This is a genomic window from Actinoplanes sp. NPDC048967, assembly GCF_040649415.1.
Classification (GTDB): domain Bacteria; phylum Actinomycetota; class Actinomycetes; order Mycobacteriales; family Micromonosporaceae; genus Actinoplanes.
In genome coordinates, this window is record NZ_JBEZFL010000007.1 from 157,016 (window position 1) to 172,876 (window position 15,861).

13 protein-coding genes are annotated in these 15,861 nt (G+C 72.0%); 5 read left to right on the plus strand and 8 right to left on the minus strand.

Features of this window, described 5'->3' with window-relative positions; genetic code table 11:
• Window positions 1-2 precede the first annotated feature (2 nt).
• Together AB0C12_RS28955 and AB0C12_RS28960 are read right to left on the minus strand one after the other, a co-directional pair.
• On the minus strand, window positions 3-371 hold the full coding sequence (locus AB0C12_RS28955; protein WP_360552992.1) for a PadR family transcriptional regulator: 369 nt from the start codon (window positions 369-371) through the stop codon (window positions 3-5).
• Window positions 372-393: 22 nt separating this feature from the next.
• The gene (locus AB0C12_RS28960) at window positions 394-1,998 is read right to left on the minus strand and encodes a CocE/NonD family hydrolase (protein WP_360552993.1); all 1,605 of its coding nucleotides are present in this window, start codon (window positions 1,996-1,998) and stop codon (window positions 394-396) included.
• Window positions 1,999-2,078: 80 nt separating this feature from the next.
• Between AB0C12_RS28960 and AB0C12_RS28965 the strand changes: the two genes are divergently transcribed.
• Window positions 2,079-2,705: a TetR/AcrR family transcriptional regulator C-terminal domain-containing protein gene (locus tag AB0C12_RS28965; RefSeq protein ID WP_360552994.1), complete on the plus strand. Its 627-nt coding sequence runs from the start codon at window positions 2,079-2,081 to the stop codon at window positions 2,703-2,705.
• On the opposite strand, the gene AB0C12_RS28970 is transcribed toward AB0C12_RS28965, so the two are convergent.
• Entirely contained in the window at window positions 2,702-3,607 is a 906-nt protein-coding gene (locus AB0C12_RS28970; RefSeq protein WP_360552995.1) for a GntR family transcriptional regulator, read from the minus strand. The genes AB0C12_RS28965 and AB0C12_RS28970 overlap by 4 nt on opposite strands.
• Before the next feature lie 121 nt (window positions 3,608-3,728).
• Between AB0C12_RS28970 and AB0C12_RS28975 the strand changes: the two genes are divergently transcribed.
• Both AB0C12_RS28975 and AB0C12_RS28980 read left to right on the plus strand, forming a co-directional pair.
• A complete protein-coding gene (locus AB0C12_RS28975; RefSeq protein ID WP_360552996.1) occupies window positions 3,729-4,901 on the plus strand; it encodes an FAD-dependent monooxygenase in 1,173 nt (390 codons plus the stop codon).
• Window positions 4,902-4,931: 30 nt separating this feature from the next.
• Window positions 4,932-5,411: a TspO/MBR family protein gene (locus AB0C12_RS28980; RefSeq protein ID WP_360552997.1), complete on the plus strand. Its 480-nt coding sequence runs from the start codon at window positions 4,932-4,934 to the stop codon at window positions 5,409-5,411.
• A 58-nt stretch (window positions 5,412-5,469) separates the two neighbouring features.
• On the opposite strand, the gene AB0C12_RS28985 is transcribed toward AB0C12_RS28980, so the two are convergent.
• Both AB0C12_RS28985 and AB0C12_RS28990 read right to left on the minus strand, forming a co-directional pair.
• On the minus strand, window positions 5,470-6,024 hold the full coding sequence (locus tag AB0C12_RS28985; RefSeq protein ID WP_360552998.1) for a hypothetical protein: 555 nt from the start codon (window positions 6,022-6,024) through the stop codon (window positions 5,470-5,472).
• 84 nt (window positions 6,025-6,108) lie between these two features.
• Window positions 6,109-9,258: a BTAD domain-containing putative transcriptional regulator gene (locus AB0C12_RS28990; RefSeq protein WP_360552999.1), complete on the minus strand. Its 3,150-nt coding sequence runs from the start codon at window positions 9,256-9,258 to the stop codon at window positions 6,109-6,111.
• 284 nt (window positions 9,259-9,542) lie between these two features.
• Here AB0C12_RS28990 and AB0C12_RS28995 point away from each other — a divergent pair, with 284 nt between their 5' ends.
• Window positions 9,543-10,988 carry a hypothetical protein gene (locus tag AB0C12_RS28995; RefSeq protein WP_360553000.1) on the plus strand — a complete coding sequence of 482 codons (1,446 nt, stop codon included), beginning with the start codon at window positions 9,543-9,545 and terminating at the stop codon, window positions 10,986-10,988.
• A 74-nt stretch (window positions 10,989-11,062) separates the two neighbouring features.
• Window positions 11,063-12,457 (plus strand): VCBS repeat-containing protein, encoded by a 1,395-nt coding sequence (locus AB0C12_RS29000; protein WP_360553001.1) that lies wholly within the window; start codon window positions 11,063-11,065, stop codon window positions 12,455-12,457.
• Window positions 12,458-12,463: 6 nt separating this feature from the next.
• Here the strand turns inward: AB0C12_RS29000 and AB0C12_RS29005 are convergent, their stop codons facing one another.
• The 3 genes from AB0C12_RS29005 to AB0C12_RS29015 all read right to left on the minus strand — a co-directional run bounded on the left by AB0C12_RS29005 (window position 12,464) and on the right by AB0C12_RS29015 (window position 15,852).
• The gene (locus tag AB0C12_RS29005; protein WP_360553002.1) at window positions 12,464-12,997 is read right to left on the minus strand and encodes an NUDIX hydrolase; all 534 of its coding nucleotides are present in this window, start codon (window positions 12,995-12,997) and stop codon (window positions 12,464-12,466) included.
• A 44-nt stretch (window positions 12,998-13,041) separates the two neighbouring features.
• Window positions 13,042-13,407, minus strand: coding sequence for a VOC family protein (locus tag AB0C12_RS29010; RefSeq protein WP_360553003.1), 366 nt, complete (start codon window positions 13,405-13,407; stop codon window positions 13,042-13,044).
• Window positions 13,408-13,485: 78 nt separating this feature from the next.
• Complete coding sequence (locus AB0C12_RS29015; protein ID WP_360553004.1) at window positions 13,486-15,852, minus strand: LuxR C-terminal-related transcriptional regulator; 2,367 nt, start codon at window positions 15,850-15,852, stop codon at window positions 13,486-13,488.
• Window positions 15,853-15,861 lie beyond the last annotated feature (9 nt).

A 15,861-nucleotide genomic window follows, 5' to 3' on the forward strand; every position in this document is an offset into this window, starting at 1 on the left:
GGTCAGCTCCTCGGGCTCTCGGTGACGGTGTCGCTCAGCATGGCGTCGACGACGCCGACGAACCGGGCCCACTGCTGCTGCCACGACCCCAGCCGGGCCCGGCCGGCCGCGGTGAGCGCGTAGACCTTGCGCGGTGGCCCGGCCGGGCTGGCCTGCAGCTCGTCGGCAACCAACCCGAGCCGGCGCATGCGCGTCAGCAGGGGGTAGACGGTGCCGTAGCCGACCCCGTCGAAGCCGGCCGCCTCCACCCGGCGGACCAGCTCGTAACCGTGGGCGGGCTCGCGGGCCAGCAGTGCGAGCAGGCACATGTCGAGCGCCCCCCGCAGCAACTGGGTCTGCCGCTCGGCGTCCCCCGGATCGGTCGCTATCATGCGTCACATAATAGCGCCGGTATTAGGCGGCGCCAAGTACCACCCGGTGCTGGGGCAGGATCACCGCGGACGGACGATCCGGATCGTGGTGCAGGGTCGTCCGGGTGGCGACCAGCTCGGTCGCCGTGGCCAGCGGCTCGCCGGTGCCGTAGTTGCGGGCGAAGCGGGGATGGGCGCCCCCGCTGACCTGCAGGCGGATCCGGTGACCGGGCTCGAAGCGGTGACCGGCCGCGCCCAGGGGCACCCGCACGAGATCGGCGTCCGCGTGGTCCGGGGTCAGCCGGGTGAAGCCGTCGCACACGTTCACCGAGCGGCCGTCGGGGTGCACGTCGCACAGGCGGACGAACAGGTCGAAGTGGCCGGTGCTGCCGCTCGCGTACAGCTCGGCGGTGGGCGTACCGATGATCTCCAGGGCCGAGGTCAGCGGCGCGGTGGTGAAGGTCCGGACGTCGGACCGCGCCTCCAGGGTCTTGTTGTCCCGGGCCCCGGCCGTGCGGGACTGCAACTGGCCGGCGAACGACGGCGTCGGGTCGGCCGGGTCGTAGTCGAAGGTGGTGCGGCCGGTGTCGAGCTCGCCCAGTTCGCCGTCCGGTCGCAGGTGGAAGCGGATCGGTGTGCTCGGCGGCGGCCAGGAGTTCAGCTCGCGCCAGGCGTCGTTGACGTGCACCCGGATCCGGGTTCCGCGGTCGCCCTCGCCGCGCAGGTGCACCCGCAGATGCTCCAGGGCGTCGGCGAAGACCTCGGGCCGGCCCACCTCGAACAGCGAGGTGTGGGTCCAGGGGCCGATCATGAGGGTCGGCTCCCGGCCGGCCCGGCGCAGGCGGGCATACTGCCGCAGCGTCTGGTCCAGGGCCAGGTCGTGCCAGCCGGAGACCAGGCTCACCGGCACGGTCATCCGGTCCGCCGCCGGCCCGGCGTCGGCGCCGGCCCAGAACAGGTCATCCTGGTACGGGTGGGTGATCCACTCCTCGAACTCGGGCCGCCGACCCCCGAGTGCCCGGCGGTAGGAGTCGAGGAGTGGCACCCCTCGCACGGCATGCCGCAGATGCCGCGCCAGTCGCAGCAGGGCGCGGAGGTATCGGCCCGTGCCCGCCCCCTGATGGAAGAACGTCACGCCGGCGACCAGGCCCAGCTCCAGCCGGAAGGCGCAGTGCTGGTCCGGGTACATGGCGTCGTAGAAGTCGTGCACGGGGACCTGCATCACCGCCGCCCGCCACTCCGGTGGGGGGTCCAGGCCGAGGGCCCACTGCGCGTAGCTGAACTGGCTCGGCCCGAGCGTGGCGAAGGCGCCCGGGAACCACTCCTGCTTGCGCAGCCAGTCGACCGCGGCCTGGCCGTCGGCAGCCTCGTTGCGCCAGATGTGGAAGTCGCCGCCGGAGCCGCCGGTGCCCCGGGTGCTCTGCAGGATGACGCGGTAGCCCTGGGCGGCGAAGGCGGCGCCGAACAGCGAGTTCCACGGGAAGCCGCGGCCGTAGGAGCTGCGGATCAGCAGGACCGGGCATTCCTCGTCGGTGACCGGGGCGTAGTGGTCGGTGATCAGCGGGCTGCCGTCGGCGGCGGGCACTTCGATCCCGGGCTCCCACCGCACCTCGTACGGCACGGCCTCCCGTGCGCGGCGGCTCAGCAAGCGAAGGAAAAATGGCAGTCGTTCCATAACCGGACCCCTTTCCCGTACGTTGTACTGAAAATAGCACCCCGGAGGATCCCGTGCCACGAGGCCGCCCGCCCAAGCACTCGCGTACGCAGGTCGTCGCGGCCGCGATCGCCGTCGCCGACGCCGAAGGGCTGGACGCGCTGACCATGCGGCGGCTGGCGGCCGAGCTCGATGCCGGGGTGATGTCGCTGTACACGTACGTGCGGGACAAGGACGACCTGGTCGACCAGATGGTCGACCAGATCAGCGCCTTCGATCCGGAGCGCGCGGGCACGGACCTGCTCGACCTGGTCCGCTGGCAGCGGCAGCTGATGCTGCGCCACCCCTGGCTGCCCACCGCCCTGCCCAACCGGCAGCTCACCGGCCCCAACATGCTCGGCTACCTGGAACGCGCGCTGGCCGCCCTGGCCCCGACCGGGCTGCCCGGCGGCACGAAGATGGAGATCCTCGCGCTGCTGACCGGCTTCGTCGCCAGCTACGTGAGCCACGAGCTGGCCCAGGCGCAGGCCGGCCGCACCGACCCGGAACGGATCGCGGCGCACGTCGAACAGCTGCAGGCGGCGGTGGCCACCGGCGCGTATCCGGAACTGGCCCGGGTGCTGGCCGAGAACGCGCCCGCCGCCGAACCCAGCTTCGACGCGATCGCCCAGCGCATGATCAAGGGCCTGCTCAGCGGTTAGGCCGGCCGGTTCAGCCACCCGTCGAGACCGTCGAGCAGCCGCGCGAGGCCGAAGCGGAAGAGCAGGTCGAGATCCAGGTCGAAGTCGTCGCTCTGGACCAGCTCGGCGAAGTGCGGCAGGGCGTCCGTGCTCAGCGCGGGCGGCGATGCCAGTGAGGCCATCCACTCGTCGCTGCCCACGCCGGTCTCGCGCACGGCCTCCGCCTCCGGTTCCAGCGCCGTTGCGATACCGCGGGCGAAGCTGAACAGCAGGATGTGCACGTACAGGCGTTGCCGCCGGTCGAGCCGGGTCGGGGCCAGCGTTTCCAGCACCCATTCGACCAGCCGCAGCCCGTTCGGTGCCGGTTGCGGCCGGGTCAGCGACATCGCCGGGGCCAGCCACGGATGCCGGCGGAACAGCCGCCACAGCAGCGTGGTGGAGACGATCAGCCCGGCCCGCCACCCGGCCGGCCGGACGGCCGGCAGCCGCTCCTCGCCCAGGGCCGCGTCGATCATCAGCAGGATCAGGTCGTCCTTGCCCGGCACGTGCCGGTACAGCGACATCGTCGCCACCCCCAGCTCGGCCGCGACCCGACGCATCGACAGCTCGCCCAGGCCGTGCCCGTCGGCCACCGCCGTCGCCACCCGCACGATCCGCTCCCGGCTCAGCTCGCCGTCCGCCGCGCGGCTCAGTGCGACCGTCGCCTGTGGTGCCACCACCGTCCCCACGCCGGGCCGGACGACCGTGAAGCCCTGCTGTCTCAGGACCGCGAGTGCCTTCGTCGCGGTGGCGATCGCCACCCCGAAGTCGGCGGCCAGCCGCCGCGTCGACGGTAGCCGGTCGCCCGGCGCCACCTCGCCGGCGATGATCCGGCGGCGCAGTTCCTCCGCGATCCGGCGATACGGCGGCACGGCATCCGTCACCGCGCCTCCCCAGTCCTAGTACACCGGCGTCGGCAGCACCGACCGTACTAGGGCAGTTTGCTTGTTTCCGCTGGGCTGAGCAAGCTGCGCGTACACAGTACGCATAGAGCGGGGGAGAAGCATGCGGGTACTCATCTCGGGCGGCGGGATCGCCGGACCGGCCCTGGCCCACTGGCTCGGCCGGCACGGTATCGGTGCCACCATCGTGGAACGCGCGGTCGCGCCCCGGCCCGGCGGCCAGACCGTCGACATCCGCGGGGCCGCGCGCGGCGTCGTCGAGCGGATGGGGCTGCTGGCCACGATTCGCGCGCGGTGCGTCGATGAACGGGGCGTGGCCCTGGTCGACAGCTCCGGCCGGCGGCTCGCCGAACTCGGCGCGGACCTCTTCGGTGGCGAGGGCATCGTCGCCGAGCTCGAGATCCTGCGTGGTGACCTGGCCGCTGTCCTGCGCGACCACGCCGGGCCCGAGGTGGAGCACCGGTTCGGTGACCACCTGGTCGCGCTGGCCCAGGACGAGCGCGGGGTCGATGTGCGGTTCGCCTCCGGCCGCACCGAACGCTTCGACGTGGTGGTGGGAGCGGACGGCGTCCGTTCGGCCGTACGCCGGCTGGCCTTCGGCCCGGAGCGGGAATTCGTCCGGCACCTCGGTGCGTACACGAGCTATTTCACCGTGCCCGATCCCGGCGATCTGGACCACTGGTTCCTCCTGCACAACGCCCCGGGCGGACGGGTCGCCGGTCTGCGCCCGGCCCGTCCCGGCACCGCGATGGCCTCGCTGACCTTCACGTCGCCGCCCCTGCCCGTCTCCCGGGAAGTGCTGGCCGAACGCATGACCGGCGTCGGCTGGCGGGTGCCCGCACTGCTCGCCGCGTTGCGTGACGCCGACGACTGCTACCTGGACGCGATCAGTCAGGTACGGGTCGAACGGTGGGCGCGCGGGCGGGTCGTGCTGCTCGGCGACGCCGGGTACTGCGGATCGCCACTGGCCGGGCAGGGCACCAGCCTCGCGTTGGTCGGCGCGTACGTCCTCGCCGGTGAACTGGCCGGGAATCCCGGTGATCCGGCCGCGGCGTTCGCGGCGTACCAGCGGGAGCTCAGGCACTACGTGGCGGCGGGCATCCGGCTGCCACCGGGCGGCGTGCGGGCGTTCGCCCCGAACTCGGCGGCGATGATCGCGGTGCGGGCCGGGTCGATGCGGATGATGACCCGGCCGCCGCTGCGGGCGCTCATGACCCGGCAGTTCGGCAAGGCCGAGCGGATCAGCCTCAAGGACTACGCGGTTGCACCGAGTTAGCGGAGCGTCGACTACGGGTATCTCCCGTCCATGACCACTGCGCCCGCTGTACACCGGCCCTCCTGGTGGGGTCTGCTCCCGTTCGCCGCCGCGGTGGCGGCCGCCGCACTGATCGGTGGCCTCGGCGTCGCCGGCACGGCCGCCGAGTACCAGAACCTCGACCAGCCGTCGTGGGCGCCGCCGTCCTGGCTGTTCGGCCCGGTGTGGACGATCCTGTACGCGATGATCGCCGTCGCCGGCTGGCTGGTCTGGCGCCGTACGGGGTGGAACCGCGCCCTCACCGTCTACGCCGTGCAGCTCGTGCTCAACGCACTGTGGACACCGATCTTCTTCGGCTTCGGCCGGTACGGCCTGGCCCTGGTCGACATCGTGGCGATGTGGCTGCTGATCGGCGCGACGATCTTCCTGTTCCGGCCGATCTCCCGGGCCGCGGCGTGGCTGCTGGTGCCGTACTGGGCCTGGGTCACCTTCGCGACCGCCCTGAACGCCGCCATCTGGTCGGCCAACTGACCTCACGCCCGCCATGCTCGCGGGCCCCCACTGAGAAGTGGCTGAGAAGCCGGGCTGCTCAGGCCAGCGCCGCGCAGGCCCGGGCGATGGCCGGCCGCAGGCCCGCGTCGCCGCAGTCGATGCTCGCGCCCCGGCCCACCAGCGTCCAGGCGCCGTCCACCAGCCGGAGGAAGAGCTGGTCACCCTCGAACCGCCGGGGTGTACGGGCCGGGACGGTGAACACCCGGGCGTACCCGTTGCGGCAGACCGGGACCTGCACGGCCTGCACCTTCAGTCCGGCGGCCGGGTCGTCCACCAGCCGCTGGGCCGTCGGCAGGATGGCCGCCGGCGCGCACGCCGGATCGGTCGGCGGGGGCCCCGGATCGAGCGGGCGGGCACCGGTCGCCGCCTTCTTCGCCGGCGCCTTCTTCAGTGGTGCCTTCTTGGCCGGGGCTGTCTGCACGGGCTCGGCCGCCGCCGAGGTCGCCGGCGCCGCGGCTGATGCTGCCGGCGCCGCAGTGGTGGACATCGGTGCCGGGGCGCCGGCCGGGGTGGCGGCGTCGCTCGAACAAGCCGCCGCGGCAGCGGTGAGGCAGAGCGTCGTCGTGACCAGGGACAGCTTCGCAAGTCTCATCGAGGTCTCCGTTCGGGTGCGGTGCGGCGCGGTCACGCTACGAACCGGCACCTACAGGAACCTGGAACGTTTCTTGCAGGCCTGTCACGGACGCGAGGGCAGGGTGCGCTCGACATCGTCCCCGGTGAGCCAGACGTGGTCGCAGTAACAGCCCCACCTGCGGATCCACCAGTTCAAATCGCCGGCCTCGCGCAGACCGAGCCGGCTGAAGGTGGTGAAAGCCGATTGCCACGCCTGGTGGGCCGACCCGCAGTCACCACCCAGAACGTGTGCCGCGCCGATGTCGCGCAGGGTACGGGCCCGGCCGAGCTCGTGTCCCAGCTCGGTCCACACCGCGAAGGCCAGGAAGAGGTCGCGCAGCGCGTCGTCCGGCCGTCCGGCGGCCAGATGCATCTCGCCGAGCGTGCGGCGCAGCAGCGCGGCACCGAAGCGGTCCTGCGCGTCGACGCAGAGCTGCAGGCTGCGGGCGAGCGGCTCGGCGGCCTGCTCGGGCCGGCCCTGCCGGATCCACAGCTTGGCCAGGCTCTGCGTCGTGTAACAGGCCAGCAGCCGGTCACCGCGGCGCAGCACCATGTCGTGCGCCTGGACGAACCACACCTCCGCGGCGTCCAGGTCGCCGCGGGCCCGGTGGACCAGCCCGATGCCACGGACGGCGATCGCCTCGCCGCGCCAGTGCCCGGCCGAGCGGTACAGGTTGCGCGCCCGTTCCAGGTATCGCATCGCCTGGTCGTCGTGGCCGAGCTCGCGGTGGGCGTGCCCGAGGCCGTAGGCGGCGTGGGCGGCGCCGGCGCGGTCACCGACGCGTTCCAGGACCGGCAGGGCGCGTTCGAGCATCGGCACCGCCTCCTGGTGCCGGCCCACCTCCCGCAGCACAGTGCCCAGACCACTGACAGCGGCGGCCCGGCCGTGCTCGTGGCCGACGTCGCCGAAGAGCTCGATGGCCGCTGTGAAGTGGCGCTCCGCGTCGGTGAAGCGGTCCTCCTTGTACCTCAGCAGGCCCACCCCGCAGGCCATCACCGCCTCGGCGACGCGGTTGCCGCTCGCCCGGGCGGCGGCGTGCGCGGCGGCATGCGCGCGGTTCCACCGGCTGAAGTCGTTGTTGAGCGCGAACGACGAATAGACGAGGGCGTCGGCGAGCACGCAGGCCTCTTCGACGAGGCCCGCCCCGGCGGCCCGCACCACGGTGGCCACCAGCGCGTCGGCCTCGGTGGCCAGCCAGTCGGGGCCGCTGCAGTCGGTCTGCAGGACCGTCGGGTGCACGCCGGCCACCGGGCTGATGCCCTGGTAGGACCGGGCCACCGCGTACGGCAGCGACTCGCCCAGCCGGTCGACGATCTCGGTGGCGGCCGCGACCGTCCGTCGTACGGCCTCGGTGAGCTCGGCTTCGCTGTCCTCCTCGAGGGCGCGTTCGCGGGCGTACAGGCGCACCAGCTCGTGCATGCGATAGCGCACGACCGAGTCGGCCGGGCTGTCGTCGATCTCCACGAGCCGGGCGTCGAACAAATGCTCCAGCAGATCCCCGGCGTCGCCGACCGATTCGCCGAACAGGGCCGCCGCCATCCATTCCGCGAACGTGGCGCAGCCGAGGAAGCCCAGCAGCCGGAACGCCCGGCGCACGGCGGGCGGCAGCCCCTCGTAGCTCACCCCGACGCTGATCCGTACCGCGAGGCCGTCGACCGCCATCTCGTCGAGCCGGCGCTCCTCGTCGCGCATCCGGTCGAGCAGCCGGGTGATCCGCCAGTGCGGCCGGGCCGCCAGCCGGGCCGCCACGATGCGCAGCGCCAGCGGCAGTCCCGCGCACATCGTGACCAGGGCGGCGGCGGCCTCCTGCTCGCGGGCGACCCGTTCCGGTCCGATGATGCGGCGCAGCAACGTCAGTGACTCGTCCCGGGAGAACAGCCGCAGCTCGACGTGCTCGGTGCGCGGGATCGTGGTGAGCCGGGCCCGGCTGGACACCACGAGGGCTGTGCCGGGTGCGCCGGGCACCAGGGGCCTGATCTCCGCGGCACCGGCGGCGTTGTCGATGATGATCAGCACGCGCCGGTCGCGGATGGTGGCTCGATAGCGGGCCACCTTGTCCTCGATCGTGGCCAGCCGGTGGGCGTCCTGCACGCCCAGGGCCCGCAGGACCCGGTCGACGAGCTCGCTGCTGTTGTCTTCCCGGCCCTGCGAACCGACCAGGATCTGACCGTCCGGGTACGCCGGGGCCAGCAGGTTGGCCAGGTGGACGGTGAAGGACGTCTTGCCGATGCCGCCGGGGCCGGTGACCACCACGACCTGGCGGTTGTCGGCACCTGCCGGGCGGCCCAGCGTGGTGACCACCTGGGCGATCTCCGGCTCGCAACCGGTGAAGTCGTCGAGGCCGACCGGGAGCTGCCGGCCGGGCACACCCTCGTCGGAGCCCGCGGTGGCGGCGCCGGGCGGCGGGCCGACCTCGGGTGCGGCCGGCGCCGGGGCCTCGGCCGGTGCGGGTGCGGGCGGCGGGACCGGCCGTTGCGCGGTGCCCCGCAGGATCCGCTGGTGCAGCTCCTGGAGCTCCGGCGAGGGGTCGATGCCCAGCTCGTCGGCCAGATGGTGACGCGTGCGGGCGTACCGCTCCAGGGCGCCGGTGCGGCGGCCGTCGAGATGCAACGCCCGCATCAGGTGCAGGATGAGCGGCTCGGCCAGGGGATGACTGTCGACGACGGGCGACAGCCGGTCGACCACCACGGCGTACCGGCCGGCGCTGATCTCGGCCTCGGCCCAGTCGGTGAGCAGCCCGTGGATCTGCTGACGGACCCCCTCGCGGATCCGGGCGACCCATTCGCCGCCCAGCCCGGCCAGCGGCTCACCGTGCCACAGGTCGACGGCACGCCGGAGCGCCGCCAACCGGACCGGATCGCCTTCCGGGTGCTCGCGGGCCTGCGCGGTGAGGCGGCGCAGCAGGTGCAGGTCGATCAGCGCGGGGTCGACGTCGAGCAGGTAGCCGCCCGGCTTGCGCAGCAGCGCCGGCGCGTCGGCGGACGCCGCCAGCAGCACCCTCCGCAGCCGGGCCATGTAGGTGTAGAGGACGTTGCGCGCCTCCGCCGGCGGGGCATCGTCCCAGACCCGGTCGATGAGCGTGTCGGTCGGCACCGAACTGCCCGCGTCCACCAGCAGCGCGGCCAGGACCGTCCGCTGCTTGAGCGGTCCCAGCGCAACCGGGTGGCCGGACACCCACAGCTGGACCTCGCCCAGCAGCCGGAACTCGATCATGCCGGCGTGGGATCAGGCTCGGTCAAGGATCGGTCAAGGTTCGTTCCCGTCCGCTGCGCGATGGTCCTGGCAGCCCAGACGTCCGGCCGGAAGCCGGGAAAGAGGACGCACCCAGAGACGAGCACTGCACACCCCGTATGTGAGTGAGGCCGCCGACTGGCTCCTCACACGGTTGCTTGCTGCCTCACGCCACCTTAAGCGCGCCCCGGCACCGTCGCCAGTAGCCGCCGGTGTCAATTGCCTTCCACATTCGACTGTCGCTCGACCGAGAGAGGTATCCAGTCATGTCCCAGCCCACCGCGTCCACCTCCCTGCCAACCGCCCGGCTCCGCCGTTTCGCCGCCACCACAGCGACCGTGCTCGCCATGGCCGCCGCCGGTGCCGGCCTGGGCGCCGGCTCAGCTGTCGTGACAGCCCCGCAGGCCGCGCACGCGTCCGTGGTCAACGGGCCGATCGGCCGTTCCGAGGTGCTCGCCCGCGCTCAGTCCTGGGTCGATGCCGGCATCACCTACACCCAGACCGGCACCTGGTTCCGCGATCCCTGGGCCGACAAGACCTACCGACGGGACTGCTCCGGCCTGGTGTCGATGGCCTGGCACCTGGGGCAGAGCTACGTCACCGGCGACTTCCAGGGCTCGTCTCCATACTGGACCCGACTCGCCAGTCGGGACCTGCTCGCGCCGGGCGACGCCATCGTGCGCAACGGCCACATGGAGCTCTTCTCACACTGGAAGAACATCGGCGACCACAGCCAGGGCGCGTACGTGTACTCCTTCAACACCGACGGCGAGACGGTGCAGAACCCGTGGGCGAACAGCAACTTCCGCAACCTCGGTTTCGACAGCGCGGCCGACCTGACGTCGTACACCCCGATCCGGCGGACCGGACTGGCCGCCACCAATCGCGAATCGCTGTCCGCCGACGGGCACGCGGAACTGATCCGCAAGGACACCGCGGGTGACCTGTACGCGTACTACAACAACGGGGTCAGCGGGACCGGCGCGGTCAACTGGGGTGCCGCCACCAAGATCGGCAACGGCTGGACCGGGTCCGACAACGCGCTCTACTTCGCCGACCTGGACGGCAACGGCCAGACCGACGCCATCCGCAAGGACCCGAACGGCGGCCTGTTCGCCTACTACAACCACGGCATCACCAGTTCGCTGGGCGTGCGCTGGAGCACGGCCAAGCAGATCGGCATCGGCTGGACCATGCCCGACGACGCGGTGTACTTCGCCGACCTCACCGGTGACGGCTACGCCGAGGCGATCCGTAAGGACGCCAACGGGGAGATCTTCGCCTACTACAACAACGGCGTGCACGGCACCGGCGCGGTGATCTGGGGCAGTGCCGTCCGCATCGGCACCGGATGGCCGGCCGCCGACAACGCCGTGCAGTTCGCCGACATCTCGGGCGACGGCTACGCCGAGGCGATCCGCAAGGAGAACGGCGCGCTGGTCGTCCGCTACAACAACGGCATCAACAGTGACATGACCGTCAGGTGGGGCGACCCCGTCGAGGTCGAGTCGGGGCTGACCGTGGCGGACACCGCCGTCTACTTCGCCGACCTGAACGGCGACGGACGCGCCGACCGCTTCACCAAGCAGAACGGCGAGCTGATCGCCCGCTACAACAACGGCATCACCTCCGACCTGAAGGTCACCTGGAGCAGCCCGATCGTCGTGGGCGACGGCTGGACCATGCCTGACACCGCCGTCTACGTCGCCTGAGCCTTCTCCGCACCGGACGGGGCCGGTGGGAGATCGGCCCCGTCCGCACCCTTCGATCCCACCGGGAGCCTCTCATGAAAATGTTCACCCGTAGCCTGCTGACCTGCGCCGTGGCCCTGCTGGCCGGCACCGGCGCCGTCGTGGCCGGCGCCGCACCGGCCCAGGCGTACGCGACCGTGGCGTGCGACCCCGCCGGTGTGTCCAGCAGCGACACCGCCCTGGCGGCCCAGCTCAGCCCTCAACTGACCGGACAGCTACGAAATCGGCTGACACCGTACAAAGTGTCATGTGCCCGGATGATCGTGGCCGCCGTACGGGCCCGGAACCTGCCCGTGCACGCTGCCACCATCGCGGTCACCACGACGATCCCCGAGTCGGCCATCGAGAACATCTCGCAGGAGGTCGACCACGACAGCCTCGGCCTGTTCCAGCAGCGGGCCTCCTGGGGCACCCGTGCCCAGCGGCTCGACCCGACCTGGGCGACGAACGCGTTCCTCGGCAAGATGCTGTCGCTCTATCCGAACGGCAGCTGGCAGAACGCGGTCGTCGGCGACGTCTGTCAGCGCGTTCAGGTCTCCGCCTATCCGGCGCGGTACCAGCCGGAAGCGGCGGACGGCGCGCGCATCGCCGCGGCCCTGTGGCGGCCGCGCGGCGACTCGCTCTCCGGCGACCGGCACGCCGAGCTGATCAGCAAGGACAGTGGGGTGCTGCGGGCGCGTTACAACAACGGCGTCAATGGTGATCTGACTGTCCGGTGGGGCAGCGCCGTGCAGATCGGTGCGGGCTGGACCGGCGCCGACAGCGGGGTGTATTTCGCGGATATCTCGGGTGATGGCTACTCCGAGGTGATCCGTAAGGAGGACGGGAAGCTGTTCGCGTACTACAACAACGGCATCAACAGTGATCTGACTGTCCGGTGGGGCAGTCCCGTGCAGATCGGTGCGGGCTGGACCGGCGCCGACAGCGGGGTGTATTTCGCGGATATCTCGGGTGATGGTTACTCCGAGGTGATCCGTAAGGAGGACGGGAAGCTGTTCGCGTACTACAACAACGGCATCAATGGTGATCTGACCGTCCGGTGGGGCAGTCCCGTGCAGATCGGCGTCGGCTGGGCGGTCGCTGACAGTGCGGTGTATTTCGCCGACATCTCGGGTGACGGTTACTCCGAGGTGATCCGTAAGGAGGACGGGAAGCTGTTCGCGTACTACAACAACGGCATCAACAGTGATCTGACCGTCCGGTGGGGCAGTCCCGTGCAGATCGGTGCGGGCTGGACCGGCGCCGACAGCGCGGTGTATTTCGCCGACATCTCGGGTGACGGTTATTCCGAGGTGGTCCGCAAGGACGACGGCAAGCTGTACGGCTACTACAACAACGGCATCAACAGTGATCTGACCGTCCGGTGGGGGAGCCCGGTGGAGATCGGTGCGGGCTGGACCGGTGCCGACAGCGCGGTGTACTTCGCCTGAGGGACGTCACGACCGGTCCCGGGCGGCGAGGTAGCGGCCGAGATGCGGCTCGAAGCGAGCCGGATCAGCCGCCGCCAGCTCCGCCCGGGACCACCACCGCACCCCGGCGAACTCGCGCTCGTCCACCCGCAGCGGCTCGTCCCGGCCCACCACGGCTGGGAACCACAGGCTCACATCCGTGTGCCCGGCGTCCACGCCGACGGTCTCCGTCACGGTCAGGAAGACCGGCTCGGCCGCCACGCCGGTGCAGCCGAGCTCTTCCTCCAGTTCGCGAGCGGCCGTCAGCGCCGGATGCTCGCCCGGTTCCACGTGGCCGCCCGGCGGCAGCCACAGCATCGCGTTGCGGTGGTCCACCAGCAGCACGTCGCCGGTGGCCGGGTCGGTCGGCACCACGTAGGACACCAGGTGCTTCGGCGGCGTCGCGGGCTTGACCCGGCGGTACACGTCGTCCGTGCCGGCCAGCCAGGCCAGCGCGTCGGCCCGGTGCGCGGCGGCGAGGTCGTCGTACGGCGTCAGGGCGGTGATGAGGTCGGCGAGCATCGCCTGATGATCTCAGGCCGCGAGCCGCCGGCCGTGCCCGCCGCTCAGGAACGCAGGCAGATGTCGAACGGGTGGCCGCCCGGGTCGAGCAGCACGCGCCACCGGTCCGGGGTCGGCTGCTCGTCCGGCTTGGTGGCGCCCAGGGCCAGCGCCTGCTCCTCCGCCTTGTCCAGGTCGTCGACGTAGAAGTCCAGGTGGAAGCGCTTCGGGGCGGTCTCCTGGGGCCAGCCGGGCGCCGAGTAGCCGGGCAGCCGGCCGAAGCCGATGCTGGTGGAGCCGTCGCCGATCATGGCGTACTCCGCCTCGCTGTGCAGGATGTCCCAGCCCAGCACTCGCGAGTAGAACGTCGCCAGGGCGGGAGGATCCGCGGCGTCAAGATTGATCATGGCGAGGGAGGCGAAACCGGGCATGGCGGGAGCCTTTCGGGTACGGGCGGCGCTGATCGTCGCCGACGCACCGATCCTGCCCCAAGTAGCTGACACCTTCTGTCAGGTAGCGCGTTGCGCCGCCAGCCAGCCCGCCACCTGCGCGCGGGACGTGAAGCCGAGCTTGCTCAGGATGTTCTCCACGTGGCCCTCCGCCGTGCGCTGGGCCACCACCAGCCGCGCCGCGATCTCCCGGTTGGTCAGCCCCTGCGCGATCAGCGTGATCACCTCGCGTTCGCGCCGGGTCAGGCCCAGCTCGGCCAGCCGGGCGTCCGGGGTGGGAGCCGGCTCGGCCGCTGCCGTACGCGGCGCCGGGACATTGGGAGGAGCCGAGCGTTCCAGTGCCATCGTCAGTGCCTCGGCTGTGCTCAGCTCGCTCCCGCGCCGGAAAGCCGCGTCGAACGCCCGGTCGCCGAGCCGCGCCCGGACCGTGGCGACCGCCTCGTCGTGGTGGTCCTGCAGACCGTGGAACGACGCGAGCGACGCGTGCATCGCCTGCCACACCCGCTCGGCCGCGCCCAGCAGTTCGGCCGCGCGCTGGTCGCGCCGTTCGGTGGCGCACACCCAGCCCAGGCTCTCCAGCGACAGGCCCACGCTGAACTGCTCGTCCTCGACCAGCTTGCCGATGGCGAGGCTCTCCTTGGCCGCCTCGGCCGCGCCCGCCAGGTCACCGGCCAGCCAGCGCAGCACACTGAGCGCCCACATCGCGAACGAGCGCCACCACACCTCACCGTTGGCCGCCGCCAGGTCCCGGCACGCCAGCAGGTCCGGGTAGCCGTCGGTCGGGTCGTCGTCGGCCAGCCCACGAGCCAGTCCCAGCACCGCCAGCGTCCACATCTCGCCGCTGAGCGAGCCCAGCTCCCGGAACCGGGTCAGGGCCTGCTCGAACAGCGGCAGCGCCTTGGCGTGGTCGCCGCCGAACATGGCGATGTTGCCCTCGATCAGCGGAATGAACGCCAGCTCCGGCGACGGCGGCAGCGTCATCGCCAGCGACCGGGCGTCGGTCAGCAGGGTCTCCGCGCGTGACGCGTCGCTCTGCACGCAGGCGATCCAGCCCGCCACCCGCAGGGCCTTGACCCGGGTCCAGTGCCGCGGCGCGGGCATGGCCAGCGCCCGGTCCAGCCAGTGCCGGCCCTCAGAGAGGAAACCGCGGACGAACCAGTGGTTCTGCAGGTCGGCCGCGAAGCGCAGGGCCGTCTCCGGGGCGGCCGAGGTGACCGCGTACTCCAGGGCGACGCGCAGGTTGGCCTGCTCGTGGCGCAACCGCAGCATCAGCGCGGCCTGGTCCGGGCTGACCCAGTGGGTGTCGCCGTACGCGGCCAGCCGGGCGAACCAGTCGCAGTGCCGCCGCGCGACCTCCGCCTGCTCACCGGCGGCGGCGAGCCGGGCGACGCCGTACTCGCGGATCACCTCGAGCATCTTGTAGCGGGCCCGCGGACCGTCCCCGGTGCGCACGATGATCGACTTCTCCACCAGTGACGCCACCACGTCCAGGATGGCGTCGGCCGGCAGCTTCTCGTCCGCGCCGACGTATTCGGCGGCGTCGAGCTCCAGGCCGCCGGAGAAGACCGACAGGCGCGACCAGAGCAACTGCTCCGGCTCGGAGCAGAGGTCCCAGCTCCAGTCGATCAGGGCGCGCAGCGTCTGCTGACGGGCCGGCGCGTTGCGGGCACCGGCGGTGAGCAGCCGGTATCTGTCCGTCAGGCGGTCCAGGATCTCGTCCAGCGTCAGTACCCGCAGCCGGGCCACGGCCAGCTCGATCGCCAGCGGCATGCCCTCCAGCGCCTGGCACAGCGAGCTGATGGTGGCGCAGTTCGCGTCCGTGACGGCGAAGCCGGGCAGCACCGCGGTCGCCCGTTCCACCAGCAGGCTGGCCGACTCGTAGCGGGACAGGTCGGCCGGGGTGCAGTCCTCGTCCGCGTCGGGCACGGAGAGCGGGTGCACGGTCAGCGTGGCCTCGCCGGCGATCCGCAACGCCTGCCGGCTGGTCACCAGGATGCGCAGCCCCGGGCAGCTGCGCAGCAGGGTCTCGGCCAGATCCGCGCAGGCGCCGACCAGGTGCTCACAGTTGTCCAGGATCAGCAGCGCCTGCTGGTCGGCGAGGAACGTGACCAGTCCGGGCGCGCCCGGGCTGACCGACTCCTCGCGTACCCCGAGGGCCTCGGCCACCGTCACGGCGACCAGGTCCGGATCGCGCAGCTCGGCCAGCTCGACCAGCCACACGCCGTCGGCGAAGGCCCGCCGCATGTCCAGCCCGATGCGCTGGGCCAGCCGCGTCTTGCCGACGCCGCCGGCCCCCGTCAGGGTCACCAGCCGGCTGGTGGCCAGCATCCGCCGGACCCCGGTCAGCTCGTGCCGCCGGCCGACGAAACTGGTCACCTCGGCGGGCAGGTTGCCGGGGGAACCACGCGCGGTCGTGGCGGTGCTCATAGGAGCACG

What these genes read in the sequence shown, in the direction of transcription:
- AB0C12_RS28980 (WP_360552997.1), top strand. Translation starts at nt 4,932, where the DNA reads ATGACCACTGCGCCCGCTGTACACCGGCCCTCCTGGTGGGGTCTGCTC.
- AB0C12_RS29015 (WP_360553004.1), bottom strand. Translation starts at nt 15,852, where the DNA reads ATGAGCACCGCCACGACCGCGCGTGGTTCCCCCGGCAACCTGCCCGCC.
- AB0C12_RS29000 (WP_360553001.1), top strand. Translation starts at nt 11,063, where the DNA reads ATGAAAATGTTCACCCGTAGCCTGCTGACCTGCGCCGTGGCCCTGCTG.
- AB0C12_RS28975 (WP_360552996.1), top strand. Translation starts at nt 3,729, where the DNA reads ATGCGGGTACTCATCTCGGGCGGCGGGATCGCCGGACCGGCCCTGGCC.
- AB0C12_RS29005 (WP_360553002.1), bottom strand. Translation starts at nt 12,997, where the DNA reads ATGCTCGCCGACCTCATCACCGCCCTGACGCCGTACGACGACCTCGCC.
- AB0C12_RS28985 (WP_360552998.1), bottom strand. Translation starts at nt 6,024, where the DNA reads ATGAGACTTGCGAAGCTGTCCCTGGTCACGACGACGCTCTGCCTCACC.
- AB0C12_RS28955 (WP_360552992.1), bottom strand. Translation starts at nt 371, where the DNA reads ATGATAGCGACCGATCCGGGGGACGCCGAGCGGCAGACCCAGTTGCTG.
- AB0C12_RS28995 (WP_360553000.1), top strand. Translation starts at nt 9,543, where the DNA reads ATGTCCCAGCCCACCGCGTCCACCTCCCTGCCAACCGCCCGGCTCCGC.
- AB0C12_RS28990 (WP_360552999.1), bottom strand. Translation starts at nt 9,258, where the DNA reads ATGATCGAGTTCCGGCTGCTGGGCGAGGTCCAGCTGTGGGTGTCCGGC.
- AB0C12_RS29010 (WP_360553003.1), bottom strand. Translation starts at nt 13,407, where the DNA reads ATGCCCGGTTTCGCCTCCCTCGCCATGATCAATCTTGACGCCGCGGAT.